The 24,877-nt window shown below is 48.3% G+C and carries 25 protein-coding genes; 11 read left to right on the forward strand and 14 right to left on the reverse strand.

Going from position 1 to position 24,877, the window contains the following annotated elements; all coding sequences use genetic code 11:
* Window positions 1–33: 33 nt before the first annotated feature.
* The gene (gene arcA, locus CWC33_RS03230) at window positions 34–756 is read left to right on the forward strand and encodes a two-component system response regulator ArcA (protein ID WP_164976526.1); all 723 of its coding nucleotides are present in this window, start codon (window positions 34–36) and stop codon (window positions 754–756) included.
* Here the strand turns inward: arcA and CWC33_RS03235 are convergent.
* Window positions 750–1,100: an Hpt domain-containing protein gene (locus CWC33_RS03235; protein ID WP_088768844.1), complete on the reverse strand. Its 351-nt coding sequence runs from the start codon at window positions 1,098–1,100 to the stop codon at window positions 750–752. The two genes, arcA and CWC33_RS03235, sit on opposite strands and share 7 nt — an antisense overlap.
* Window positions 1,101–1,310: 210 nt before the next feature.
* Here CWC33_RS03235 and folE2 point away from each other — a divergent pair, with 210 nt between their 5' ends.
* The 7 genes from folE2 (at window position 1,311) to CWC33_RS03270 (ending at window position 8,244) form a co-directional block, all read left to right on the forward strand.
* Window positions 1,311–2,237, forward strand: coding sequence for a GTP cyclohydrolase FolE2 (folE2, locus tag CWC33_RS03240; RefSeq protein WP_100690763.1), 927 nt, complete (start codon window positions 1,311–1,313; stop codon window positions 2,235–2,237).
* A gap of 82 nt (window positions 2,238–2,319) precedes the next feature.
* A complete protein-coding gene (locus tag CWC33_RS03245) occupies window positions 2,320–2,871 on the forward strand; it encodes a DUF2726 domain-containing protein (RefSeq protein WP_088768846.1) in 552 nt (183 codons plus the stop codon).
* A gap of 24 nt (window positions 2,872–2,895) precedes the next feature.
* Entirely contained in the window at window positions 2,896–3,852 is a 957-nt protein-coding gene (locus tag CWC33_RS03250) for a cobalamin biosynthesis protein (RefSeq protein ID WP_100690764.1), read from the forward strand.
* Window positions 3,853–3,902: 50 nt separating this feature from the next.
* Window positions 3,903–4,913 carry an adenosine kinase gene (locus CWC33_RS03255; RefSeq protein ID WP_100690765.1) on the forward strand — a complete coding sequence of 337 codons (1,011 nt, stop codon included), beginning with the start codon at window positions 3,903–3,905 and terminating at the stop codon, window positions 4,911–4,913.
* A gap of 32 nt (window positions 4,914–4,945) precedes the next feature.
* Window positions 4,946–6,325, forward strand: a complete 1,380-nt coding sequence (gene ahcY / locus CWC33_RS03260; RefSeq protein WP_058575990.1) for an adenosylhomocysteinase — start codon at window positions 4,946–4,948, stop codon at window positions 6,323–6,325.
* Window positions 6,325–6,894: a GNAT family N-acetyltransferase gene (locus CWC33_RS03265; RefSeq protein WP_100690766.1), complete on the forward strand. Its 570-nt coding sequence runs from the start codon at window positions 6,325–6,327 to the stop codon at window positions 6,892–6,894. Before ahcY ends, CWC33_RS03265 begins: the two co-directional genes overlap by 1 nt.
* 27 nt (window positions 6,895–6,921) lie before the next feature.
* Window positions 6,922–8,244, forward strand: coding sequence for an NAD(P)/FAD-dependent oxidoreductase (locus tag CWC33_RS03270; RefSeq protein WP_100690767.1), 1,323 nt, complete (start codon window positions 6,922–6,924; stop codon window positions 8,242–8,244).
* 328 nt (window positions 8,245–8,572) lie between these two features.
* Here CWC33_RS03270 and CWC33_RS03275 read toward each other — a convergent pair whose 3' ends face one another.
* The 8 genes from CWC33_RS03275 to rplU all read right to left on the reverse strand — a co-directional run bounded on the left by CWC33_RS03275 (window position 8,573) and on the right by rplU (window position 14,998).
* Window positions 8,573–9,718: an ABC transporter permease gene (locus tag CWC33_RS03275; protein WP_100690768.1), complete on the reverse strand. Its 1,146-nt coding sequence runs from the start codon at window positions 9,716–9,718 to the stop codon at window positions 8,573–8,575.
* Window positions 9,718–10,452, reverse strand: coding sequence for an ABC transporter ATP-binding protein (locus tag CWC33_RS03280; RefSeq protein WP_100690769.1), 735 nt, complete (start codon window positions 10,450–10,452; stop codon window positions 9,718–9,720). The genes CWC33_RS03275 and CWC33_RS03280 overlap by 1 nt, the downstream gene beginning before the upstream one ends.
* A 1-nt stretch (window position 10,453) precedes the next feature.
* The gene (locus tag CWC33_RS03285) at window positions 10,454–11,917 is read right to left on the reverse strand and encodes an alpha/beta hydrolase (RefSeq protein ID WP_100690770.1); all 1,464 of its coding nucleotides are present in this window, start codon (window positions 11,915–11,917) and stop codon (window positions 10,454–10,456) included.
* A gap of 149 nt (window positions 11,918–12,066) precedes the next feature.
* The gene (locus CWC33_RS03290) at window positions 12,067–12,441 is read right to left on the reverse strand and encodes a DUF3718 domain-containing protein (protein ID WP_088768854.1); all 375 of its coding nucleotides are present in this window, start codon (window positions 12,439–12,441) and stop codon (window positions 12,067–12,069) included.
* A 110-nt stretch (window positions 12,442–12,551) separates the two neighbouring features.
* The gene (folA, locus tag CWC33_RS03295) at window positions 12,552–13,052 is read right to left on the reverse strand and encodes a type 3 dihydrofolate reductase (RefSeq protein WP_100690771.1); all 501 of its coding nucleotides are present in this window, start codon (window positions 13,050–13,052) and stop codon (window positions 12,552–12,554) included.
* Window positions 13,053–13,136: 84 nt separating this feature from the next.
* Window positions 13,137–14,297 carry an Obg family GTPase CgtA gene (gene cgtA, locus CWC33_RS03300; RefSeq protein WP_100690772.1) on the reverse strand — a complete coding sequence of 387 codons (1,161 nt, stop codon included), beginning with the start codon at window positions 14,295–14,297 and terminating at the stop codon, window positions 13,137–13,139.
* Between the two features lie 116 nt (window positions 14,298–14,413).
* A complete protein-coding gene (gene rpmA / locus CWC33_RS03305) occupies window positions 14,414–14,671 on the reverse strand; it encodes a 50S ribosomal protein L27 (protein WP_053954619.1) in 258 nt (85 codons plus the stop codon).
* A gap of 15 nt (window positions 14,672–14,686) precedes the next feature.
* The gene (rplU, locus tag CWC33_RS03310; RefSeq protein WP_053954620.1) at window positions 14,687–14,998 is read right to left on the reverse strand and encodes a 50S ribosomal protein L21; all 312 of its coding nucleotides are present in this window, start codon (window positions 14,996–14,998) and stop codon (window positions 14,687–14,689) included.
* Between the two features lie 169 nt (window positions 14,999–15,167).
* Between rplU and ispB the strand changes: the two genes are divergently transcribed.
* Complete coding sequence (gene ispB / locus CWC33_RS03315; protein WP_100690773.1) at window positions 15,168–16,139, forward strand: octaprenyl diphosphate synthase; 972 nt, start codon at window positions 15,168–15,170, stop codon at window positions 16,137–16,139.
* A gap of 489 nt (window positions 16,140–16,628) precedes the next feature.
* Here the strand turns inward: ispB and mdh are convergent, their stop codons facing one another.
* Window positions 16,629–17,561, reverse strand: a complete 933-nt coding sequence (gene mdh, locus CWC33_RS03320; protein WP_053954590.1) for a malate dehydrogenase — start codon at window positions 17,559–17,561, stop codon at window positions 16,629–16,631.
* Between the two features lie 185 nt (window positions 17,562–17,746).
* On the opposite strand from mdh, the gene argR reads away from it, so the two are divergent.
* Window positions 17,747–18,220 carry a transcriptional regulator ArgR gene (argR, locus tag CWC33_RS03325; RefSeq protein WP_100690774.1) on the forward strand — a complete coding sequence of 158 codons (474 nt, stop codon included), beginning with the start codon at window positions 17,747–17,749 and terminating at the stop codon, window positions 18,218–18,220.
* On the opposite strand, the gene CWC33_RS03330 is transcribed toward argR, so the two are convergent.
* The gene (locus tag CWC33_RS03330) at window positions 18,196–19,152 is read right to left on the reverse strand and encodes a Dyp-type peroxidase (RefSeq protein WP_100690775.1); all 957 of its coding nucleotides are present in this window, start codon (window positions 19,150–19,152) and stop codon (window positions 18,196–18,198) included. The genes argR and CWC33_RS03330 overlap by 25 nt on opposite strands.
* Window positions 19,153–19,268: 116 nt before the next feature.
* Between CWC33_RS03330 and CWC33_RS03335 the strand changes: the two genes are divergently transcribed.
* Window positions 19,269–21,011, forward strand: coding sequence for a DUF885 domain-containing protein (locus CWC33_RS03335; protein WP_100690776.1), 1,743 nt, complete (start codon window positions 19,269–19,271; stop codon window positions 21,009–21,011).
* 315 nt (window positions 21,012–21,326) lie between these two features.
* Here CWC33_RS03335 and CWC33_RS03340 read toward each other — a convergent pair whose 3' ends face one another.
* The 3 genes from CWC33_RS03340 to acnB all read right to left on the reverse strand — a co-directional run bounded on the left by CWC33_RS03340 (window position 21,327) and on the right by acnB (window position 24,789).
* Window positions 21,327–21,659, reverse strand: a complete 333-nt coding sequence (locus CWC33_RS03340) for a type II toxin-antitoxin system RelE/ParE family toxin (RefSeq protein ID WP_100690777.1) — start codon at window positions 21,657–21,659, stop codon at window positions 21,327–21,329.
* A 9-nt stretch (window positions 21,660–21,668) separates the two neighbouring features.
* Entirely contained in the window at window positions 21,669–21,929 is a 261-nt protein-coding gene (locus CWC33_RS03345) for a type II toxin-antitoxin system Phd/YefM family antitoxin (RefSeq protein WP_100690778.1), read from the reverse strand.
* 271 nt (window positions 21,930–22,200) lie between these two features.
* A complete protein-coding gene (gene acnB, locus CWC33_RS03350) occupies window positions 22,201–24,789 on the reverse strand; it encodes a bifunctional aconitate hydratase 2/2-methylisocitrate dehydratase (protein WP_100690779.1) in 2,589 nt (862 codons plus the stop codon).
* Window positions 24,790–24,877 lie beyond the last annotated feature (88 nt).

Consider the following 24,877-nt stretch of genomic DNA (forward strand, 5'->3'; position numbering starts at 1 on the left):
CAAGCGACGAACTTTCCGGGAAAATCAACGCTTATGAATGCCAGAATACTGATTGTTGAAGATGAAGTCGTTACCCGCCAGACTCTAACTCGTTTATTCCAACAGGAAGGCTATGAAGTATTTGACGCGGCGGACGGTCTGCAAATGGAAAACATCATGCGCCAGGAGCGCGTCGATGTTGTGATTATGGACGTTAACTTACCGGGTAAAAATGGTTTAGAGCTTGCTGAGTCACTACGTGAAAGAGACAACATTGGTCTCATTTTTCTGACCGGTCGTGACAGTGAAGATGATCGCTTGCTTGCCCTTGAGCTGGGTGCTGATGACTACCTCATCAAGCCTTACAACCCGAAAGAATTAACCATTCGTGTTCGTAACCTATGTCGTCGTATTGAAGCGTCCCGCTCAAGTAATCCGGTAGAAAATAATAGCGTTGAATTTCGCTTCCACGGTTGGCGTTTAAACAGTGACAGCCGTTGTCTTTATTCGCCTGACAACCAAATGTTCCGTCTTCCGAAAAGTGAATACCGCGCGTTAGAGTTGTTTTTAACGCATCCGGGTCGGATTTTAGATCGTGAAACTTTGGTAAAACGCATGTTGGATCGTGAGTTACGCCCGAATGACCGTACCGTCGACGTCGCTATTCGTCGTATTCGCCGTCACTTCGAGTCTCACCCTGAAACGCCGAACCTAATAACCACCATCCATGGTGAAGGTTACCGGTTCATTGGTGAAGTTGATCAGCAAGCTCAGTGATGGGTAGCTAACCAAGCATCAATTTGTTGCCGATGCGGAATAACCGCGTCGGCCCACTCTATCAGCCAACGTTCTACTTGCGGCCACTCCCATTTTTCCTTTTCAACTCGTTTCATCATTTCTGCAAGCTGAGATAAGCCAACAGAGCTGCACGCGCCTTTCACTTTATGCGCTTGTTTGCGAAGCTCGTCTTCTTTGCGTTCTTTGGCTGCCGTATGAATCAGCTTAGCGTACTCTTGAATCACCCCATCAAAAGTAGCTAACGTCGTTTTTAAGCCGTCCACACCCAATGAGTCAACGTACTGCTGCAATAATTCGGTATCAATGACCGATTTTTCTGACATTTTCTTACTCCGTCAATCCAAAACTCTATCCTCGGCGTAATTACTGTTTTAGTCAACTCCCCGGCTTGTTTGTCAGGGAGAATCGATTAGGGCAATCGGTGTCACCCGATGGAATTCTGCGCTATAATGCCCGACTTTAAGACTGAGCCTAATTGATAAAGATCAACTCGGCCCTGACAATATTCACGAAATTTTTGGAGTTCACAACGAATGCCAACAGTTATGCCCGACGTAGCCAACCAAACACAGGCCCAGACAGAGGGAACCCTGGATTGGGTTGGCATGAGCAATATTGAAGTTCCATTGATGGTGGCAGCGGCCGGTGCGTCTGAACGCCCTGTAGCAGCGAAGGTGGAAGCTTTTGTTAACTTGAAAGATCCGAAGACTAAAGGCATTCACATGTCGCGTCTTTATTTACTGTTGGATGAGTTATCGACCAACGGTGAGCTCAGTCACGAATCACTAAAACAATTATTGAATGACTTTATCGAAAGTCACAAAGACATCAGCAATCAAGCGTTTATTAAGTTTGATTTTGACTATCATCTGCGTCGTAAATCGCTAATCAGCAAGAAGCAGGGTTGGAAAGCGTATCCTGTCAGCCTAACCGGCCGCTACGATGCCGGCACGCTGAATCTGGAGCTTTCTGTTGATGTGCCTTATTCATCAACTTGCCCGTGTTCAGCGGCACTTGCGCGTCAGCTAATACAGGACGCCTTTAGTGAAAAGTTTGCCGGTCAAGAAACCGTAGACGCCGCTACGATGCACGAATGGCTTGGTTCTACCGAAGGTATTGTGGCAACCCCACACAGCCAACGTTCAGTTGCAGAAGTCAAAGTTCAGCTCAGTGAGAATGTCACCGACTTCCCAATTGTTGAGCTTATCGACGCGGTAGAGGATGCGTTAAAAACGCCCGTTCAAGCTGCGGTTAAACGGGAAGACGAACAGGAATTTGCTCGTCTGAACGGTCAAAATCTGATGTTCTGTGAAGACGCTTCTCGCCGCTTACAACATAAGCTTAACCAAATGCAGAACTTCCGTGACTTCTGGTTGCGGGTTAACCACTACGAGTCCCTGCACGCGCACGATGCCGTCAGTGTCACCACGAAAGGTGTACCGGGCGGTTATAAAGCCTAAAAAATAAAGCTGTGTCATATTTTTGTGGCACAGCTTTTGCTTCATACCTCAGAGAGCGTCAATTTTCTGATGAGGTGTGAAAATGGAAATTATCCTGTTGTTGTTTGTTGTGGTTCTTATTGCGGTCGCTGTTATTGCCAGTCGCATGTCCGAGAACTATGTCCCCTACCCTTACAAACTAAAAGATGTGTCTTTGTGTACGGCTCAGGAAGATCAGTTTTTAACACTGCTTGAGAAATCTGTAGGCAATGAGTTCCGCATTTTCACTAAAGTCCGTCTGAGCGATATCGTAACAGTGCGTTCAGGGCTTTCGTCTTCTGCGCGAAAAGACGCCCAGCAAAAAGCCAGTCAGCGTATTCTGGACTACGTATTGTGCGATATCGATACCATGCAAGTTAAAGTTGCTATTGAGCTTGAACCTAACCAGTCATCGCTGCAACAGCAAAAGCGTAACCTATTTTTGAAAAACACACTCGCCGCAGCAGGGCTTCCTTTCCTGCGCTTTAAGGCCAAACCAGGTTACCGTGTAGCCGAGCTGCATGACTATATTCACGGGAAAATTCGTCAGGCTGAGCACGTTCGCGCTGCCGTACCTAACAACAAGGACAAGAACAGCCAGCCGATTGCCGCTTAAGCTTTGCCATGGCAATATAACGGCATGACCGCTGAACTGTTTAAAGAGTTACTGTTTTCCCCTTTTGGCCTCGCTCTGCTGGCATTGCTGGCAGAGCGCTGGTTTCCGTGGCCAGAGCAATGGCATCCTTTTGCCGTACTGCGGCTAATGTCCGCCTACATGAGCGGCAAAGTGAACAAGCAAGGCCGTCCTTCCAGTCAGCAGAAAATAGCGGGATTTCTGGGGTTGTTGACGATGCTGCTATTAGTACTTCTCCCCGCAGCCATCGTTTTCGCCGGTGCCGAGGTCTCCCTGGCCATTGGTTGGCTGATTTTGTTAGTCAGTCTGCGCCAACAAACCACTCGACAAGCGACGCAACTCGCCGAACAACATTTAGCAAAAAGCCGTAAAAACGCCGCACGTTCATGGTTAAGCCGGGTAACCTGGCGCGACTGCGACTTACTCAGCGAACACGGCATTGCTAAAACCAGCATAGAGTTGCGGGCAACCAGTCTGTTAGAAAGCCGTTTTGCACCACTGTTATTCTGGTGCGTAGGCGGTCCTTTAGCCGCCCTGGGGGTTCGCGTTGTTGCTGAACTCAAGGAAGTGTGGCCGATCGCCCAAGCCCGCTACCGTAATTTCGGTCAGGCAACGGCTTGGCTGTACGCTATTACACACTTTTTACCTTCATTTTTTCTTTCTGTGTTTGCTCGTGCGGTTGGTTTATTCCGCCGAAACACACCGAAACTTGAGCCATTAAAGCGTAACCCGGTATTCCCGACCATCATACTCAGTTGGCTGCAAAGCTTCAGCTATTGCCATAAGGTCACTCTAGGCGGTCCTATACAAGCGGCCGGCATTCGTATTAGCCGACAACGTTTTGGCGGTCGCCCGGCGGAGTTGTTATTGCCTTACGCCGCCCACTGGCAAAGGCTATGGCAAGGTTTCTTTATTGCTTGTCTGCTAATTGGACTTTTTACGCTGTTCATTTATCGACCCTGACAGACTCATCGGGTATACTACGCGCCCTAATAAGGCAACCATTTGAAACTATGAAAACCATTGATGTAATCGGCATTGGCAACGCGCTGGTGGATCAGGAATTTGAAGTCACTGACGACTTCCTGCAAAAACATAATCTTAAAAAAGGCATGATGGAGTTAATTGACGAAGACGCTCAAAATACTCTCATAGCCGAACTTTCTGAACTTGGCGAATTAAAAAAGCAGTGCGGTGGTGGCTCAGCCGCTAATTCACTGGTTGCTTTTGCCCAGTTTGGCGGTAACGCTTACTATTGCTGCAAAGTCGCGGACGACGAAGCGGGCATATTCTACCGTCAAGACTTAGAATACGTTGGCATTGAAACCAGTCTTAAAAACCAGCAAAACCCGGGTATTACCGGACGTTGTCTGGTGATGGTAACCCCCGACGCAGAGCGCACCATGCGTACGCATTTAGGGATTACAGCGGACTTGTCAACGACAGAAATCGATGATCACGCTATTGCCGCGGCCAACTACTTGTATATTGAAGGGTATCTGATTACCTCAGATATCGCCCGTGGCGCTATTCAGCATGCAAAAAAAGTCGCCCGTGAAAACAATACCAAACTGGTCATGACTTGCTCAGATCCGGCCATGGTTAAGTTTTTCCGAGACGGCATTGACGAGATTCTGGACGGCGGTGTCGATTTAATGTTTTGTAATCGAGAAGAAGCGGAATTACTGACGGGTAAAGAAGATCCTCAAGCTGCATTGAGCGTATTATTAGAGAAAGCTGAGACCGTCGCTATAACGCTGGGCAAAGACGGCGCTATTATTGCCGATAAGGAGCGCCAGGTTCATATACCCGGTGTACCTGTTAAAGCGATTGATACCAATGGCGCCGGCGATATGTTTGCAGGTGCTATGCTGTACGGGTTGACTCAAGGTATGTCATTAGAAAACGCAGGCCGTTTAGCAAGCCATGCGGCGGCTGAGTTGGTCACTGAATTTGGCGCTCGCTTAGACAAAGCACGCCAGCAGCAGTTGATTGAACGCGTTATGAACGCTGAAACCGCATAGAATTCACGAAAATTACTGAAAAGAGAGTCGTTATGAGTGTAGAAAATTCACAAGACTATAAAGTCGCTGACATTAGCCTCGCCGAATGGGGCCGCAAAGAAATTGCTATCGCTGAGTCGGAAATGCCGGCATTAATGACTATTCGTCGTAAATATGCGGCCAGCAAGCCTTTGGCGGGCGCGCGTATTATCGGCTGTATTCATATGACGATTCAGACAGCGGTGTTAATTGAGACATTGCTTGAGCTGGGCGCAGAAGTGCGCTGGTCTTCGTGCAATATTTTCTCGACTCAGGACCACGCAGCTGCGGCAATGGCTGCCGCTGGCGTCCCTGTTTTCGCCTGGAAAGGTGAGACAGAAGAAGAATACGAGTGGTGTCTGAAGCAAACCTGTCATAAAGACGGCGAACTTTGGGATGCGAACATGATTTTGGACGACGGCGGCGACTTGACGCTGATGATCCACGACGAGTTCCCGCAAATGCTTGAGAAGATTCACGGCATTACCGAAGAAACCACCACGGGTGTTCACCGCCTGCTGGATATGCTGGAAAAAGGCACGCTGAAAGTCCCAGCCATTAACGTTAATGACGCTGTCACTAAGTCAAAAAATGACAACAAATACGGTTGCCGCCACTCGCTGAACGACGCCATTAAGCGCTCAACCGACCACTTATTGTCGGGTAAAAAGGCGTTGGTTGTTGGCTATGGCGATGTGGGTAAAGGCTCTGCCGCCAGCCTCCGTCAGGAAGGCATGATTGTTAAAATCAGTGAGATTGACCCAATCTGTGCTATGCAAGCTTGTATGGACGGATTTGAAGTGGTTTCTCCTTATATTGACGGTAAAAACAAAGGTAACGGCGAAAACATTAATAAAGACTTGCTGGGGAATACCGACCTTATTGTGACCACCACCGGTAATATGGATGTGTGTGACCGTTATATGCTGGCAGCGCTTAAGCCTACGGCTCTGGTTTGTAACATTGGTCACTTCGATAACGAAATTGACACCGCCTTTATGCGCAAGAACTGGCGCTGGGAAGAAATTAAGCCGCAGGTACATAAAATTTATCGTTCAGACGATGATAACGACTACCTGATTTTGTTAGCCGAAGGTCGTTTGGTGAATTTAGGTAACGCAACTGGTCACCCTAGCCGCATTATGGATGGCTCATTTGCCAACCAAGTACTGGCTCAAATTCACTTGTTTGAGCAGAAGTTCGCTGACATGGAAATTAAGCAGCAGGAAGAATATCTGCGAGTTGAAGTTCTGCCGAAACAACTGGACGAAGAAGTGGCACGTTATATGGTGCAAGGCTTCGGTGGTGTCATGACTCAGTTGACGCCAGAGCAAGCCAATTACATCCATGTTAATGTTGAAGGTCCATTTAAAACTGACGAGTATCGTTACTAATGAGCGAAGTCATTTATCGTCAAATAACGGCTGCCGATGAGGCGGCCGTTATTGATCTGGCCAACGAAGTTCATGGTGACAACTATTTAACACCAGAGAGTTTCCAGCATTATTTATCAGCAGGCACCGCCGGTAATGTTCAACTTAACTGGCTGGCAATAAAAGACGGTGAGATGCTCGGTGTGCGGCTGACACTAGCGCCCGGTCAATGGCCCATTGATAGCTTCTGCACACCATCTGAATGGCCATTTCCTGCAGACAAGCTGTGCTATTTTAAGTGTGCGGCGGTTTCAGAAAATGCACGGGGTTTAGGCATTGGTAAAACCTTATTGCAACGCAGTATCGATAGCGCTAAAGAGCTTGGCTGCCAAGGTGGTCTAGCGCATATTTGGATGCAAAGCCCCCAAAACAGCGCCTACGAATATTTCACACGCTGCGGTGGCGAAATGATAAAACAACACGGTAAGCGTTGGTACCAGGCTTCCGTCGAAGACGGCTACTATTGCCCAGTATGCAACGGCACCTGCTACTGCGACGCCGGTGAAATGCTGCTGAAGTTCGGCAATTAGCGAGCGCTGCTTTAATAGGTGGTGATTATGTATGATCCTTTGGTTAATGCGCCTCCGGGGCCGCATGATGCTCCTGAGCCAAGTTATTGGCAGAAGTCTACTGAAGCTGAGTTTCCGGCGTGTGTCGGCGACGTGCCGGAGGAAGTGGAATTTGCCGTTATTGGTGCGGGTTATACTGGCTTAAACGCGGCTCGGACGTTGGCTGAAAACGGTCGTTCCGTTGCGGTATTTGAAGCCAATAGTTTGGCTTGGGGCTGCTCATCTCGTAATGCCGGGTTTGTCATGAAAAGTACGGGGCGTTTAGGTCTCTCTGCCTGGGCGGAAGGTTTTGGTGAAACAATAGCAAAAGGAATAGCCTGCGAGCATCGGACTGCACTGAAGCTTATAACAGAAACCACTCAACACTGTCCTGAGCAGTGCCAACGCCAAAGTGGTGGCTATTTGAAAGTTGCCCATAAACCTGAGGCTATTAAAGCGTTACACGAGCAATACCAAAGCCTTAAGCAGTTTGAGCAACCCGTTGAATGGCTGGAAAAAGACGCATTAAGCCAGGTGATCAATAGCCCACAAGCGCACGCAGCGCTGCGCTTTACTGACTGCTTTGCCGTTAATCCGCTGTTATTGGCCGCCGCGACCGCTCGCAGAGCGGCCAGTGCTGGAGTGCAACTCGTTGAGCATTGCCCGGTAACATCTGCTGTTTCAATGGGCGACAAAGGTGTGTATTTAAAAACAGCTAAAGGCAATGTGCGGGCTTGTAAACTATTAGTTTGCTCCAATGGCTATACATCCCAACAGTTGCTTCCTAAGCTAGCCAGCCGTTCTTTACCGGTTCTTTCTAGCATAATTACCACACCGCCGTTGTCACCAGAGCAAGTTGACAGCATTCGTTTGTCGCCTGAGTACGCGGTAATGGATACGCGGGTGCTGAAGTACTACTTTCGTTTACTGCCGGATAACCGCCTGTTATTTGGTGGTCGCGGAGCCATTCAGGGTAAAAATGCTGAAAACTCGACGTTCGCCAAGCGCTTATTAAAGGCATTGCATCAGACCTTCCCGCAACTCAAAGACGTCACGCGGTGGGACAGCTTCTGGAGTGGCTGGGTGAGCGTGTCACTTGACGACTATCCTCGCGTCGGCAAGTTCAGCGACAACATATACGCCAGCATGGGGTACTGCGGCGCCGGTGTTAGCTTCAGCGCACTAGCTGGCCAACGATTAGCCGAGTGCGCAATGGGAGAAACGCTACCGGAGCTTCCATACTACCAGTCTCAATTAAAACCATTTCCCCTTCCCCAATTCCGACGCCTCGGACAATGGCTCTACTACCACTACGGCCGCCTGCTTGATTAGCTGTAACTAAAGAGCGCTGAGGTTGTAACAGGCACTATGAAGGACGCCAGTGAATACATCCCTGTAGGGCTTAGGCAGCGCCATCCTTGGCGCTGCACACCTCCATAGTGCCTGTTACAACCTTTGTCCGCGCTCTCTAGTTACCTACTTATTACAGACGCAGTGGACAGACTAGTCGCTGGCAAGCGTTATGAGAGTTAAGGCCTCTGTGACGGAGTGTCGAAGGCCATGGATGGCCTTCGTCAAGCCCTCATGGATGAGCTCGTCGCGTCTCCGACACAGAGGCCTTAACTCTCAAGCGACGCATGCGGCTTGACTGTCCCCCTCCCTACAGGCCGAAGACTATTTTCTCGCTTTTGAGGAGACGGGCTATGTATTTGATGAGCAGCAATGCGGCAGCCAGGGTTGCTATGGCGCTTACCACTGTGCCCATGACGTTAATCGACTCGCCGCGAATCAGAGACAAGAACGCTTGGTGCTGTCCGGTAAGCGGCAGGTAATAGAGTATCGGGTTTTTAAGCCTTGCAAACTCGACACCGAAAGAAGCGGCCATGGGAATGATCAGCAAAAAGCTGATATAGGTTTGTGCTTCCTTGAAATTCTTTGCCCTGAACGACACAAACAATTGCAGTGCGGTTGCGAACACGGCCAGCGGTACGAGCAGCAGGAACATAAGCAGCATCATGCCCACACTAAAGTTCACATTCATGCCTATTTCGTGAAGTGGCACGTAAGCAAAAATAATAGGGATGATTATCAGCGACAGGGCTGCACCAAACAAAGAAAAAGTAGATGCAGTCAACGTCTTACCGGCCACAATGTCCCATGTGCTTAATGGTTGGCTCAATAAGAACTCGAGTGAGTTCCGCTCGCGCTCGCCGGCACTAATATCGATAGCTACATTCATACCCGACCAAAACACCGACAAAATGATAAACACTAAAACAGAACCCATAATAATTGCGGCCTTAGAGCCTTTAGTTGCAGCGTCTTGCTTTTGCAGCTGAATGGGCTGTACAACGCGAGGGTCGATTCCGCGAAGAATAAGTCGGTAACTGGCTATTTGGCTACTGTAGGCCTGTACCGCTTTTTCGACTCGTTTAATGTCAGTTTGTTGCTTTTGTGAAGACCAGTCCGCTTTCAGCTCAATTTCAACTGGCTCAGCGACGGCGATTTTATCCGCCCAGTTAGCTGGCAAACTCAACACGATAGGCGTTTCATTTTCTGACCATTCGCCTTGTTTTTCGACAATACCATTTTCGTTTAAGAAGTCGACCAACTGCGGTGCGTGCTCTTTACCTTCGATATTGATACCAACATCCGCCTGGTCGGTTAACTGTGAAATTAAAAAGAAAAACGCGACGGCCATAAGCATTGGCCCAAAGAAAGCGTAAGACATTGCCGCGAACACTGAACGTTTATCACGTATTGCGTCGCGAAACTCTTTTTTCCATACGGTTGTTAAAGCACTCATTACGCCGCAATTCCTTCGTCCGTTCCTATAATTTTCACGAAAGCATCCTCGAGTTGTTCTTCGCCTGTCATCCGGCAGAGCTCTTCCGGCGTACCCTCAGCAGCCACTTTCCCGGATGCCATAACCACAACTCGGTCACACAACGCAGCCACTTCCTGCATGACGTGGCTGGAAAACAAAATGCAGGTTCCCTGGGCTCTTTGTTCACGCAGCACGTCGCGTAAAATACGTGTGCTCATGACGTCTAAGCCACGGCTTGGCTCATCCAAAATAAGGTGTTTGGGGTTATGAACCAAGGCTTGGGCAAGTGCCACTTTCATGCGCTGTCCCTGAGAAAAGCCCCCGGTACGGCGATCTGCGAGTTCTTCAATATCGAGCTTCTTAATCACTCGCTCAACCGCGTCTCTTCGAATATTGCCAGTTAAACCATGCAATTCCGCGAAGTATGCGACCTGCTCACGTACAGTCAAACGTTCATAAAGACCGAATTTATCCGGGAAGATCCCCAAGTTCTTACGAGCCCCCATAGGGTTAACGTTAGCATCCACGCCTTCTATCTCCGCCTTCCCCTGGTCTGCCTGAAGCAGGCCATAAATAATACGGAGGCACGTTGTCTTACCAGCACCGTTTGGTCCCAATAGACCCGTGATTTCACCATCGTTAGCCTGAAAGCTGAGGGAATTTAACGCCTGTACACTTTTAAAGGTTTTACTCAGTTTATCGACATTAATCATCCTACAGCCCCGCTCCATTTTGGTTTAGCACAAAAGGTTTCAGGCGTTGTTTTTGTAAACAACTGCCATCAATAGCGGTCACGTCAGCCTTTTCGATAAACTCAGCGATGAGCTTATTGGCACAGGTATGACTGGCAATAGTATGACTTGCGTTGGGCGCCGTCAGGTGCTTACTGTTCGGTAACGTCTTTGCGGCTAAGTCGCCCCAGGCTGGTGGTGTCACCGGATCCAATTCACCCGACAACAATAAAACCGGCTTATCACTAACGACTGGCTCAGACCAGTAAGAAGGTACGGGAGCCGACTTCCAGCCGCTGCACATATCAACAAAGGCATCACCGGTACGCCCTCCAATAAAGTCGTTGTCGCCGTCTTTTGCTAACAACTGCTCCGTTGCACGAGGTAAGTCTTCACTACAAACTACCGAGAGCATTAAGCCCAGGTAGATACTACTTTGTGACATGGTGCCCCCCATTAAGCCCAATACGGCTTTATAATTGCTTTGAGCGGCCGAGTGAATCGCATAAGGTAAAAGCTGACGTGTATTTGGATGATACAGTGCCATGCGAACAATTGAACTGAAACGTCCCGGTGTTAAATTTATCGTCATCGGTTCAAAGGAAAGCGGATCGTGCGCGTCTAGCAGAACATCCTGTCCTTCTAAAGCATTCATCACGTCATGATAATCTTGTTCTAACGTCGGGAATTTTTCCTGACACGCTACTTGCTCTTCGCAATTACGTAACATTGCATCAAAAGCTTGAGCCCCGTGCTGCCCAAACGGGCCAATAACCACCTGCGGTGGCGCTACGGCGTCTAACGTTGCCGTACGTACAGACTCCGGAGCTTCTCGTAAATAGGTCAACCCGACTCTCGTCCCATAAGAGCCTCCATATAAATTGACTTGCTGAACACCCAGATGCTCACGAACTTTCTCGAAGTCTTTAACAGCGTTGACCGTATGGTATTGCGTGGTGTCTGTGTCTGGATATTGCTTAAGACAGTCGCTTGTGAGCTGAGCCAGCTCTTGCTCGTCGTCACTTCTGATGAGCTCATCAGGACGGTTTATGTCGCATTCGAGAGGATGGCTCTTTCCCGTACCCCGCTGATCAATAAGCACAATGTCACGCTTTTGACGAACGGTATCGAACATGCGGGATATCATAGGCGCCAGCTCAGTGGCTGCCTGACCTGGCCCTCCCGCCAAAATAAGCATTGGATCCGGCTTTGCACCTTCCTGAATAGCAGGTAGTACCGCGTAATGTATACCAATTTGCCTGCCTTGCGGCTTTTCATAGTTTTCAGGCACCTGAACAATGCCGCACTCAAGTCGTTCTTGTATTCCCGGCAAGTAGCATTCGCTGTCGGTTGAATCCGTCACTTCGTGTTGCTGTTGAGCGTATGCGCTACCACTTATGGCAGCCAATAACAGCAGCGGTAGGGAGACTAGCTTCCACTGTTTCATAATCAGTCCAATTGAATTGAATCACAGTGAGTTATTGTCGTTGAGAAGTGAAAAAAATAAAAGGTAAGTGACTGAAAGAATTGTTAGTAGATGTAAAAAAGCCCGCAAACTTAGCTTGCGGGCTTTCAAGTACTCAAATTAACTGGCTATTAAAGGCCTGCGCGCTCTTTAATTGCTGCCGCAATAGGCGAGCCTGCATGGCCATTAGACTGAGCCCACTCATAATCGCCTGAGCTTTTTAACTCGTCTACTGATAGGCGTCCAACAATGAACTCTCCAATGTCTTGTGAGCCATTTGACATTGCGAATTGCAATAGACTTTGACCGTTACACTGAATACCTGAGTAGATGTCACGGACACGCACACGTGAGTCACGTAACTTTTTACGCATACGCATAGTGTCGTCACCTTGTACGTATGTACAAAGGCTTAACGCCAGCTCATTCGCTTCTGCGCTTTTTGAAAAAGTTGCGCCAGTTGCTGCAACCGCAGCCATCAAGGTGCCTAATACAATCGCTTTCATCTAAAACCCCATCACAAGATTGTTCAAAAATTCATCAGGATGATACTACGATATGAAGCTCTCTGCAATGGGGGGCAAGTGATGTAAGTAACTGAAATTATAACGTCTTATTAACGTTTCCTATCGAAAATAAGGGTAGTAAAGTCATTGGAATTACGATCATTTGCGGCAAAGTCTTGCCGCTCTACCTCTTGCCAATCAGCGATTTCCTCGTAGTTAGGAAAGAAAGTATCACCGTCAACATTTAGGTCTATTTTAGTAACATATAAGCGGTCTGCCAGCGGTAAAAAATTTTCATAAATTTTTCCACCACCAATGATCATGACTTCTTCTACGGGACCGGCTGCCGCTATCGCTTGTTGCGGTCCATTAACCCAGAGTACTTGACCATCATGGGTTTCTCGAGCTTCTGAAGTTCTGCTCAGGACAATATTTTTACGACCGGGTAATGGGCGGCCAATTGATTCAAAGGTATTTCGCCCCATAACAATTGGCTTACCCAAGGTAATTTTTTTGAAATACTGGAGTTCGTCAGGCAAATGCCACGGCATTTTATTGTCTTTTCCTATGACTCTATTGTCTGCCATTGCAACTACAAGCGATATTTTCATCCAGAATTACCTTCGTATAGCCTGATGCTATTGCATCAGGCGGGATTTAAGCTTCAACATAGAATCTAACGTAATAACGCCAGGCTACTTCTGATAAATGACTTCGACGCCATGATCGTCGTCGTCGTCATCGTCGTCTTCATCATTATCAAAGTGTTCATCCATAACATCTTCGTGATAACTGTCCCACTTAAATTCAACCGGATCGGCTTCTTCCTGCTCTTCCATATGCGGTACGGGCAAAGTTTCAATATAGTTCATGACTTCGCGACACAGTTCTTTCGAACCTCTGCCTTCCAACGCCGCAATCTGGAACACAGGACCATCCCAGTTCAACTCTTTCACTAATGCATCAACTTGCTCCTGGACTTCTTCATCTAAGACCAAGTCAACTTTATTAATGACTAGCCAGCGTGGTTTTTCTGCCAGTTTCGGGCTGTACTTTTCTAACTCATCAATAATGATACGAGCCTGTTCAGCCGGATCCGTTTCATCAAACGGTGCTAAATCAACTAAGTGCAATAGCAGCCGGCAGCGCTCAAGGTGTTTTAAGAAACGAATACCTAGCCCTGCACCTTCTGCAGCCCCTTCGATAAGTCCGGGAATATCAGCTATCACAAAACTCTGTCCCGGCGCCGGCGTTACAACACCCAAGTTTGGAACCAAGGTGGTAAACGGATAGTCGGCGACCTTCGGTTTTGCTGCAGATACTGAACGAATAAATGTCGACTTACCCGCATTTGGCATACCTAACAGACCAACGTCGGCTAGCAACATCAACTCCAGCTTCAGGTTACGTACTTCTCCGGGCGTGCCGTCTGTTTTTTGGCGTGGCGCGCGGTTCACGCTGCTTTTAAAGCGAGTGTTGCCCAAGCCATGAAAGCCGCCTTTAGCAACCCGCAGTTTTTGTCCATGTTTGGTCAAATCGCCAATGACTTCGCCGGTATCAATATCAGTCGCACGAGTTCCCGGAGGAACCGTCAAAGTAATGTCGCTGCCTCGTTTACCGGTGCAATTCTTACCCATACCGTTTTGACCACGTTCCGCTTTATGGAAACGTTCAAAACGATAGTCGATAAGCGTATTCAGGTTTTCATCGGCTTGCAGGTAGACGTCACCGCCATCACCGCCGTCGCCTCCGTCTGGACCACCTTTCGGTATATATTTTTCGCGGCGAAAACTGATACAGCCATTACCGCCGTCACCGGCGTCGACACGAATTTCTACTTCATCAACGAATTTCATCGCAATCTGCTACTTATCACTCATTAAATATTGTGCAAAATTCTAGCACATAAGAAAAAGCCCCGCCGTAATGGCAGGGCTTTCGAACCGAAACTTTTCAGTTTATGTCGAGGTTATTAGTCAGTAATAACGCTCACATATTTACGGTTATTCTTACCTTTCGTTTCGAAAGATACCTTGCCTTCAGAGGTCGCGAACAACGTGTGATCTTTACCGATGCCAACATTGCTACCAGCGTGGAAACGTGTACCGCGCTGACGAACCAGGATGTTACCTGCAAGAACCGATTCACCACCGAAGCGCTTAACACCTAAGCGTTTACTCTCTGAATCGCGACCGTTTTTAGTAGAACCACCAGCCTTTTTATGTGCCATGTCGTTACTCCTTAATTAGCTATTGATACCAGTGATTTTCACTTCAGTGAACCACTGACGATGGCCTTGTTGGCGACGAGAGTGCTTACGACGACGGAACTTAACGATTTTAACTTTATCGCCACGACCGTGATCAACCACTTCTGCTTTCACTTTGCCACCGGATACGAACGGAGCACCGATTTTTACGTCGCTGCCGTCAGAAACCATCAAAACCTGGTCGAATTCAACTACATCACCGGTAGCTGCTTCCAGTTTTTCCAGGCGGACGATTTGGCCTTCAGACACACGGTGCTGCTTACCGCCACTTTGGAATACTGCGTACATATTATTCTCCACAACCCTATTGGGTATCCAAATTCAAATCAGGGCGCGAATTGTACGTAATCCCGCCAACGATCGCAAGTCCTAATTTGCCGCCTTTAGAGTTTCCGAGCTCGTTGAATTAGTGTACCATCTGGTTTCCGTTAAATTTTGTAAATTTCAGATATCTATGATGGATATGCAGTCCATTAACGCATTAGCCAAAGACGACATGTTAGGTGTTAATGCGCTTATTGGTGAACAACTAAAATCCGACGTTGCCTTAATTAACCAGCTGGGTATTTATATCGTCAATAGCGGCGGTAAACGCCTGCGCCCTTTGCTGACCGTATTAACCGCCCGGGCACTGGACTATGACGGCAACGATCACCAAAAACTCGCCACCATTATAGAATTTATTCATACTGCAACACTCCTGCATGACGATGTCGTCGATGAGTCAGATTTACGCCGCGGGCGCAAAACTGCAAACGCTGTATTCGGTAACGAAGCCGCCGTACTAGTGGGTGACTTTCTCTATACCCGCGCCTTCCAGCTAATGGTCGACTTAGACTCTCTGCGTATATTGCGTATTTTAGCGGACGCCACCAACATTATTTCCGAAGGCGAAGTATTACAGTTAATGAACTGTAACGATCCCGATACCTCAGAAGCAAGCTACTTCGACGTTATTTACGGCAAAACAGCCAAGCTGTTTGAAGCTGCAACAGAGCTGGCGGGCGTACTGACGGGTCAGAATGAAAAGCTCACCGCTCAATTAGCAGACTACGGTCGCTATTTAGGCACGGCTTTCCAACTGGTCGATGACCTATTAGATTACACTGCCGATAGTGATTCAATGGGCAAAAATGCCGGCGATGACTTAGCCGAAGGTAAACCAACGCTGCCGTTGCTATACGCCATGTGGCACGGCAACGAAACCGAGCAAAAGCTGATTCGTGAAGCGATTGAGCAAGGTGACGGACGTAAGCACTTACAAACCGTACTAACCGCTATGGAGCGAACGGGTGCTTTACAGTACACCCGCGACAAAGCATTAAAAGCCGCCGAACAAGCGCGCGAATCCCTAAGCGAACTCCCCGACTCCGACTATAAACAAGCTTTACTCGCTCTAACCCATCTGGCAGTCGACCGAGTGGCGTAAGCGGGCTTGGAGAAAGGAAATGCCTTGGGGGAGCGGGTTCTGTTTCGGAGGACGCCCGTGAATACATCCCTGTAGGGCTTGGGAGAGGGCAGATTGCTCACTTGTTTCGCTTGAGCATTGATAGCTTTTGTAGCGGAGACGCTACGAGCTCATCCACGAGGGCTTGACGAAGGCCATCCCTGGCCTTCGACACTCCGCGACAAAAGCTATCAACACTCATAACGCTCACAAATAAGCAACCTGCCCCCTTTTAGCCATTTCTGTAGCCTGATGCTATTGCATCAGGTGGGTGTTTAAGCGTCTCACCTGATGCAATAGCATCAGGCTACATACCTTTCAGTAAGTAGCGCGGAAATGTTGGGGCGGCTATTACAGGAGCGTCGAAGGCCAAGGATGGCCTTCGTCGAGCGCTCATGGATGAGCTTGTAGCGTCTCCTGTAATAGCCGCCCCAATATTTTCAAAAGCGGATTGCTGAAAGTTTTTTCAGCTTAGCTGGCAAAGTCGATGCCTTTTTGGATATCGCCTTTCAGACCGTCGAGCATGTCGTCCATGCATTTTTGTTCGAAAGCACTTAGCTTGCCGTAAGACAGAATTTCTTCAGCGCCGTTTTTGCCTAAGCGTACTGGCTGCGCGAAGAACTTAGCGTTATCGCCCGGACCTTCTACGTAGGTACACTCAACAGTGTCCTGACCTTGCAGGCCTTTCAGCAATGACAGAGCAAAGCGCGCTGCAGCCTGACCCATAGACAGGGTTGCTGAACCGCCGCCGGCTTTTGCTTCGACAACTTCCGTACCTGCATTCTGGATACGGTGAGTTAAGTCTTTAATTTCTTGCTCGGTAAACTCAACGCCTTCAACTTGTGACAGTAATGGCAGAATCGTTGTACCGCTGTGACCACCTATAACGGGTACGTTCACGTTTTCTGGGTTCAAACCACGCAGTTCGCCAACAAAGGCTTCTGAACGGATAACATCCAGAGTGGTGACACCGAACAGCTTACGCTTGTCGTAGCAGCCTGCTTTTTTCAGAACTTCAGCAGCAATTGGCACGGTGGTGTTTACTGGGTTGGTAATGATACCAACACAAGCGTCAGGACAGTTGTCTGCAACACCTTGTACTAAGTTTTTAACGATGCCTGCGTTCATGTTGAACAGATCAGAGCGATCCATACCTGGCTTACGTGGTACGCCAGCAGGAATTAATACGATGTCGCTGCCAACTAATGCTGACGCAAGGTCGTCTTTCCCGAAGCCTGTGACTTTTACGTCGGTAGGGATATGGCTTAGGTCAACCGCAACACCTGGAACTACTGGCGCAACGTCATACAAAGATAACTCTGAACCTGCTGGAAGTTGTGTTTTCAAAAGTAATGACAATGCCTGGCCGATACCACCGGCCGCACCTAATACGGCTACTTTCATCTCAGACTCCGTTTTGTTTGTCGATTAGAACTGCATAAACATGCAGAATTTGGTGCAAAACTGTACTTGAATACGCTGTTAAATACAACTGACCCGCCTTTTATAACAAAGCTCGAATAGCGTCACAGAATGCAGTAAACTGGTCGCATTATAGCATAAAATGACAGTCAGGAAGCGGCACGATAATGGTGAAAGATCAATTAATTGACGCCTTCAAAACGTTACTGCGTGAAGAACGTTACGGCTCACAAGGCGAGATAGTTAACGTACTGAAAGAGCAAGGCTTTGAGAGTGTTAGCCAGTCAAAAGTGTCGCGTATGCTGAGTAAGTACGGCGCCGTCAGAACCCGTAACGCGAAGCAGGAAATGGTTTACTGTCTGCCGCCCGATTTAGCGGTGCCCTCGACTAAAGCACCATTAAGCCAACTTGTACTGGATATTCAGCATAATGATGTGATGGTCATTATTCGCACCAGTCCCGGCGCCGCTCAACTCATTGCTCGTTTACTCGACTCGGTTGGTAAAAAAGAAGGCGTACTGGGAACCATTGCCGGCGACGACACTATTTTTATCGCACCGGTGAAAGTACAGGATATTGACTTCACGCTGCAAAAAGTCAAAGAACTGTTTGCGAATCAGTCTGTACTGCCGTCTTCTTGAGTGCTCGGTAACTCACGGTTTTCAGATAAAAACCGTATCGACGGCACAAAGAAACTTGAATTTAACACCGCCTGAGAGTAATCCAGCACCGGATCATACTGCCCTTGTTCATCGGCGTAGTAACGAGTCTTCAGCCACTCGACCACACTCTTTGGCGCATGAGAAAAATACATACCCAATAACCCTTGTTCACGTAAGTCTCCCCAGGGCATGTTCTGCCGCAACAAAGGTATTGGCTGCTCTTTCTTGTCCATCAACTTCGCTTTAGCGGCGTGGGTAACGCCATCAATCATTGCCTCCGGCAACCGTTCACCGGAGACTTTTTCCCGCCCCATGAGCTGCTCTTGTTTTTCAGGGCCTAAATAATCCCATCGGCGCAGGTCATAACGAATTTTCTGGACAAACAAATAACTGCCATCAACAAAGTCGCTATCGTCGTTTGCATTAATAAGCGCGGCCTGACGTTTACGCATGCCCCTTGGGTTATCCGGCGCATCAATAAAGCCCAGCAGGTCACGCCCGTCTAAATAACGAAAAGAGCGGATTTGCTCTGCCACCTCAATGTCATAACCAAACCATTCCATAATGGTTCTGCCAGCGAGATAATTGGCGTCAAAGCGGTCACATCGAATATGGATAATAAGATCGAATGGTTGTCGCGGTGCTTCACGGTCGGCATCACTGAGCTCAGGAAAGGTCTGTAAGTGTAACGGTCGTTTATGCGGATACAGTATGTCCCAATATTCCGCCCCTATACCGACAAATCCCGTCAGCATGGCTTCCGAGAAACGGGCATCGAGGTCCTGGACAATAGAGGGAAACCTCGACAACTTGCGGCGTAAGCTCTCGACATCGTCACTCATGACATGACAAAACAAGGTTAAGCCGTGCAAATTTGGCTCGGCGTATATCCCTGATTGCGCTTTATCCACCCTTTTCTCCCGTTTAACTATTATTATTGTGAGTTCACTGCATTGTTTTTTACATTAACTCATGCAAAAGGCATTATAGAATGCCTGTATTCGTTATGACACCGCAAGGAAAAATCATGCGTAATCTGATTCTTATTGGAAGTTTATTAGGGTTAACCGCCTGCGCGACAACAACGTCACAGCAACCGACCCAACAAAACGTTGCACAACAGGGCGTTGCTGAGCAATTTCATCAGTTGGCAGACAGCATCTGGGAAGGTATGAATGAATCCGGCGATACCGAGCTGACCGATATGTCCCCGGAGGCGCTTAAGGCTCGATACCAGAAACAGTCAAAGTGGCTGGAGCAACTGGACGCCATTAACGTGAGTCAGTTAAGCGATGAAGATAAAATTAACCACGCGATGATTCGCTATTCGCTAAAAAACCGTGTCGACGAATACCGCTTCAATGCGCATTACATGCCGCTAACCGCTGAAGGCAGCTTCCATAGTTCACTGGCGTTTATGCCGTCATACACGTCTTTTAACTCAGTTGAAGATTATCAGAACTATATTTCAAAGTTACGCAGCATTCCGCGCTACATGGAGCAACAGACACACTGGCTAAGAAAAGCGATAGACGAAGGTTACACACAGCCAGCAGCAGCTATGGCAGGGTTTGAAGAGAGTATCTTGGCCTACATTGTTCAGGACGCCAAAGAAAGCGTTTACTTTTCGCCATTTGCACAGCAGCCCGGCTTTGTCGACGACGTTGAGTGGGAAGCATTAAAAGCTGACGCAATAACCGCCATTGACGAGCAGGTTATGCCAGCGTACGACGACTATTTTACGTTTATGGTCACCGAATACTTACCGAACGCACGCGAAAGCGTTGGTGCCAGTGAACTGCCTAACGGTGAAGCGTTTTACCAAAACCGTATTAAGCATTACACCACACTGGATATGACCGCTGATGAGATTCATGAAATAGGCTTGCAGGAAGTCGCTCGTATTCGCGGTGAAATGCTCGAAGCCATTGAAGCAACCGGCTTTGATGGTGACTTTGACGAGTTCGTTGAGTTTCTGCGTACTGACGAGCAGTTTTATCCTGAAACCGCAGAAGAATTGTTGCACTATGCGGCTTGGATAGCGAAGAAGATGGATGGACAGTTACCTAAGCTGTTCAAAACCTTACCGCGTAAACCGTATGGCATTGCTCCTGTTCCTGAAGAGATTGCGCCGAAGTACACCACAGGCCGTTACTCAGGTAGTAACCGCGATGACCGCGCTGGTTTTTATTGGGTAAACACTTATGCATTAGACCGTCGTCCGTTATACCAGATGGAAGCGCTGACGTTGCACGAAGCAGTCCCGGGCCACCATTTACAAAATGCCATTGCGGGAGAGTTAGAAGACTTACCTGAGTACCGTCAGCAGACTTATATTTCCGCGTTTGGCGAAGGCTGGGGTTTGTACTCTGAATACTTAGGCCTGGAAGCCGGTTTCTATGAAGATCCATACAGTAACTTTGGTCGCCTAAGCTATGAAATGTGGCGTGCCGCACGCTTAGTGGTGGATACCGGTATGCACGCTAAAGGCTGGAGCCGTGAGCGGGCAATGGACTTTATGGCCAACAACACCGCGTTGTCGTTGCATAACGTGAAAACCGAAATTGACCGTTACATTACCTGGCCAGCTCAAGCGCTTTCTTACAAGCTGGGTGAGCTGACTATCAAACGCTTGCGCGCTGAAGCAGAGCAACAGCTGGGTGATAAGTTCGACATTCGGGAATTCCACGATGCAGTACTGGAAAACGGCAGCGTGCCACTGAAAGTGCTCGAGCAACACATCAACGACTGGATAGCTGAGCAGAAATAATCATGAGCGCTTAGGTTATAGGGCCTCATGTGGAGGACGCCCGCAAGTACCTCCCTGTAGGGCTTGGGCAGCGCCATCCATGGCGCTGCACACCTCCACATGAGACCCTGTAACCATTTGTCGCTCGCACGATTATTTCGCCCGTATTTAAAACAATCCATAGCATTCGACACTCCGCCACAGAATTACTCAACACTCATAACGCTCATAAGTGAACAACCTGCCCTACCGACTTACAAGCGCACGGCTGACCAACACAGCACAATGACGCATTAGTTATGATAGAGAGATCGCACCTGATGCAATAGCATCAGGCTACCCAATCATTATCTGATAAAGCAGATCTTGGGTATTCTGTTTCTGTCGAAGAAAAGCCATGACATAACTAGTCCTATCTTTCTCATCCAGGCGGAATAAGATCTTATAGTTATCCACGAGTATCACTCGATAATCAACTACGCCTAATGTCTCAAGCTCGTGGGAAACAGGAAATTGCAACGGATTGTCAGCTAGCTTATTTGCGGCGAAATCAAGGAGCTGCTTACCAAGTCGAATGGCTTCTTCGCCCCCAAGAAAGGATTCCATATAGCGAGATAAAGTAGCCAGTGTCTTATAGCTCAACTCAGTAAAATAAACATCGTATTCCATAAGTGAGGACTAAAGCTCAAACTTCTTTGTGCTAAGCTCGCGCTCTAGCCTTTCTTTTGCTTCGCTAAGAGATAGAAGGTTCTGATTTCGAGTATCCCGTTCAGCCAAGTTCATCAATTTAAGTGTCGCAATAGCTTCGTCCCGTTGTCTAGCACTAGCTTCCGACTCAATACGATATACCGGATTTCCACCTTGAGTGACCACAATAGGCTCTTCGACATTCAGTGACGCCGCATTTTGCTTAATGTAACTAATGGTTTTTATCTGCATAGTTCTCTCCAAACTGAACAGTCTAAATATAGACTATAAATAGACCATATACAAACCAGAATATCTCACCTGATGTGAACATCAGGCTACTGAATATCGGGCACAAAAAAACCGCCGAAGCGGTTTTGGAGACATTAAGCTGGGAATGGAAACAACATTATGGTCGGTAACCGGAAGTGTCTGGCGCCATGGATGGCGCCAGGCAAGCCTTACAGGGACGTACTTGCAGGCGTCTTCCTGTTACCGGCCATTATGTTTTCATTCCCAAGCATTAAGCCACGTTGATGGTTGGGATGATGTTTTCCTTGGCCGCTTTTTCGGCGTCGCGGAAGGCATCCATTTGGTCGAAGTTAAGATATTTATATACTTCGCCAGCCATCGAGTTAATGTCTTGTGCGTACTCCAAATACTCTTCAGGAGTTGGTAGGCGGCCTACAATAGCACCAACAGCTGCCAGCTCTGCCGACGTCAGGTAAACATTCGCGCCGTCACCTAAGCGGTTCGGGAAGTTACGAGTCGACGTTGACAGTACAGTTGCCCCCGCTTCTACACGAGCCTGGTTACCCATACACAGTGAACAGCCCGGCATTTCAGTACGTACGCCGTTACGCGAATAGATATCGTAATAACCTTCGGTTTCCAGCTGTGCTTTATCCATCTTCGTAGGTGGTGCAATCCACAAACGAGTGTTCAGCGGATCAGAGTTCTTCTCTAACAGTTTACCTGCCGCACGGAAGTGGCCAATGTTAGTCATGCACGAACCAATGAACACTTCGTCCACTTTGTCGCCCGCAACTTCGCTTAAGAACTTAGCGTCGTCAGGGTCGTTAGGGCAACAAACGATTGGCTCTTTGATTTCGTCCAGGTCGATTTCGATAACTTCTGCGTATTCTGCATCTTTATCCGCACGCGTCAGTGATGGGTTTTCAAGCCATTCTTCCATCTTACGAGCACGACGCTCAAGCGTACGCGCATCACCGTAGCCTTCGTTGATCATCCAACGCAGCATAGTGATATTAGAGCGCAAGTATTCGCTGACTGAATCTTCTGACAGGTTGATGGTACAACCCGCTGCAGAACGCTCTGCTGATGCGTCTGACAGTTCGAACGCTTGCTCTACGGTCAGGTGCTCAAGACCTTCGATTTCCAGAATGCGACCAGAGAACGCGTTTTTCTTGCCACGTTTCTCTACAGTCAACAGGCCGTCTTTGATGGCAAACGCAGGAATTGCGTGAACCAGGTCACGTAGGGTAATACCCGGTTGCATTTTACCTTTAAAACGCACCAGTACTGACTCTGGCATATCCAGCGGCATAACACCGGTCGCGGCGGCAAAAGCAACCAAACCAGAACCTGCCGGGAACGAAATACCTAATGGGAAACGCGTATGCGAGTCACCACCCGTACCGACAGTATCCGGCAACAACATACGGTTCAGCCAGCTGTGGATGATACCGTCGTTTGGACGCAACGAAACACCACCACGGTTCATGATGAAGTCAGGCAGAGTATGCTGAGTTTCAACGTCAACTGGCTTCGGATAGGCTGACGTGTGGCAGAAGGACTGCATAACCAAGTCAGCGTTGAAGCCAAGACACGCCAGGTCTTTCAATTCGTCACGCGTCATTGGACCGGTGGTGTCCTGCGAACCTACAGTCGTCATCTTCGGTTCAACGTATGTGCCCGGACGAACGCCTTCCATACCACAGGCTTTACCAACCAGTTTTTGTGCCAGGCTGTAACCTTTGTCACTAGATGCTGGCTGCTCAGGTGTCAGGAATAAGTCGCTGTGACCCAAACCCAGTGATTCGCGCGCTTTAGCCGTTAAGCCACGACCGATGATCAGGTTGATACGGCCACCGGCACGGACTTCGTCAAGAATAACGCGTGACGCATAATCGTACTCAGCGATAACGTCGCCCGCTTCGTTTTCAATTTTGCCTTCGTATGGGTAAATGGTAATAACATCACCCATATTCATTTTTTCGACGTCGGCTTCAAATACCAACGCACCTGCGTCTTTCATGGTGTTGAAGAAGATAGGCGCGACTTTGCCGCCAATACAGATACCGCCCGCACGTTTGTTCGGCGTACCCGGCATGTCTTCACCGATGTTCCAAAGAACCGAGTTGGTAGCTGACTTACGTGAAGAACCGGTACCGACTACGTCACCGACAAAAGCAACCGGGTGACCTTTTTCTTTCAGCTCTTCTATTTGCTTGCCGGCATCCGTAATGCCTTCGCGCGGCATTTTGTACATGGCTTTAGCGTGCAGCGGGATATCAGGACGTGACCACGCATCTGGCGCTGGAGACAAGTCGTCAGTATTGGTTTCGCCAGTCACTTTAAAGACGGTCGCTTTTATTTGGTCAGCCATTTTGTCACGGCTGGTGAACCACTCACCTTCAGCCCATGACTCAACCACTTCTTTGGCCAGTTCGTTGCCGGCTTTCATTTTTTCTTCTACGTCATGGAAAGCGTCGAACATCAAAATGGTGTGTTTTAATTCTTCGGCGGCTAAGCGACCCAGTTCAGCGTCGTCTAACAGAGCAACCAAGGTTTCGATGTTATAACCACCGTGCATATTGCCCAGCAATTTAACAGCGTTTTCTTTGCTGATAACCGGGCTTTGTATTTCGCCTTTTACCAGTGCACTTAAAAAGCCAGCTTTTACATAAGCCGCTTCATCAACACCTGGTGGTACACGCTCAGACAGTAGCTCGACTAAGAAGTCTTCTTCACCTGCGGGTGGATTCTTCAGTAGTTCAACAAGATCGGCTACTTGTTCGGCGTTTAATGGCTTCGGAGGGATGCCCTCTGCGGCACGCTCTTCCACGTGCTGACGATACTCTTTAAGCACTCGTATTACCTCTCATTTGCTTGCATGAATTCAAGACGGTTCACTAGTGCGGCGTATTATACGGATTTTACGCTGAAATTCCCATGCG

This window comes from Idiomarina sp. X4 (genome assembly GCF_002808045.1).
Classification (GTDB): domain Bacteria; phylum Pseudomonadota; class Gammaproteobacteria; order Enterobacterales; family Alteromonadaceae; genus Idiomarina.

Coding starts and splice junctions, on each gene's coding strand:
- argR (WP_100690774.1), top strand. CDS start 17,747: ATGGTGAAAGATCAATTAATTGACGCCTTCAAAACGTTACTGCGTGAA.
- folA (WP_100690771.1), bottom strand. CDS start 13,052: ATGAAAATATCGCTTGTAGTTGCAATGGCAGACAATAGAGTCATAGGA.
- CWC33_RS03290 (WP_088768854.1), bottom strand. CDS start 12,441: ATGAAAGCGATTGTATTAGGCACCTTGATGGCTGCGGTTGCAGCAACT.
- CWC33_RS03265 (WP_100690766.1), top strand. CDS start 6,325: ATGAGCGAAGTCATTTATCGTCAAATAACGGCTGCCGATGAGGCGGCC.
- arcA (WP_164976526.1), top strand. CDS start 34: ATGAATGCCAGAATACTGATTGTTGAAGATGAAGTCGTTACCCGCCAG.
- CWC33_RS03270 (WP_100690767.1), top strand. CDS start 6,922: ATGTATGATCCTTTGGTTAATGCGCCTCCGGGGCCGCATGATGCTCCT.
- CWC33_RS03280 (WP_100690769.1), bottom strand. CDS start 10,452: ATGATTAATGTCGATAAACTGAGTAAAACCTTTAAAAGTGTACAGGCG.
- CWC33_RS03275 (WP_100690768.1), bottom strand. CDS start 9,718: ATGAGTGCTTTAACAACCGTATGGAAAAAAGAGTTTCGCGACGCAATA.
- rplU (WP_053954620.1), bottom strand. CDS start 14,998: ATGTACGCAGTATTCCAAAGTGGCGGTAAGCAGCACCGTGTGTCTGAA.
- CWC33_RS03250 (WP_100690764.1), top strand. CDS start 2,896: ATGACCGCTGAACTGTTTAAAGAGTTACTGTTTTCCCCTTTTGGCCTC.
- cgtA (WP_100690772.1), bottom strand. CDS start 14,297: ATGAAATTCGTTGATGAAGTAGAAATTCGTGTCGACGCCGGTGACGGC.
- CWC33_RS03235 (WP_088768844.1), bottom strand. CDS start 1,100: ATGTCAGAAAAATCGGTCATTGATACCGAATTATTGCAGCAGTACGTT.
- ahcY (WP_058575990.1), top strand. CDS start 4,946: ATGAGTGTAGAAAATTCACAAGACTATAAAGTCGCTGACATTAGCCTC.
- CWC33_RS03335 (WP_100690776.1), top strand. CDS start 19,269: ATGCGTAATCTGATTCTTATTGGAAGTTTATTAGGGTTAACCGCCTGC.
- mdh (WP_053954590.1), bottom strand. CDS start 17,561: ATGAAAGTAGCCGTATTAGGTGCGGCCGGTGGTATCGGCCAGGCATTG.
- ispB (WP_100690773.1), top strand. CDS start 15,168: ATGGATATGCAGTCCATTAACGCATTAGCCAAAGACGACATGTTAGGT.
- rpmA (WP_053954619.1), bottom strand. CDS start 14,671: ATGGCACATAAAAAGGCTGGTGGTTCTACTAAAAACGGTCGCGATTCA.
- CWC33_RS03285 (WP_100690770.1), bottom strand. CDS start 11,917: ATGAAACAGTGGAAGCTAGTCTCCCTACCGCTGCTGTTATTGGCTGCC.
- folE2 (WP_100690763.1), top strand. CDS start 1,311: ATGCCAACAGTTATGCCCGACGTAGCCAACCAAACACAGGCCCAGACA.
- CWC33_RS03345 (WP_100690778.1), bottom strand. CDS start 21,929: ATGCAGATAAAAACCATTAGTTACATTAAGCAAAATGCGGCGTCACTG.
- CWC33_RS03245 (WP_088768846.1), top strand. CDS start 2,320: ATGGAAATTATCCTGTTGTTGTTTGTTGTGGTTCTTATTGCGGTCGCT.
- CWC33_RS03340 (WP_100690777.1), bottom strand. CDS start 21,659: ATGGAATACGATGTTTATTTTACTGAGTTGAGCTATAAGACACTGGCT.
- CWC33_RS03255 (WP_100690765.1), top strand. CDS start 3,903: ATGAAAACCATTGATGTAATCGGCATTGGCAACGCGCTGGTGGATCAG.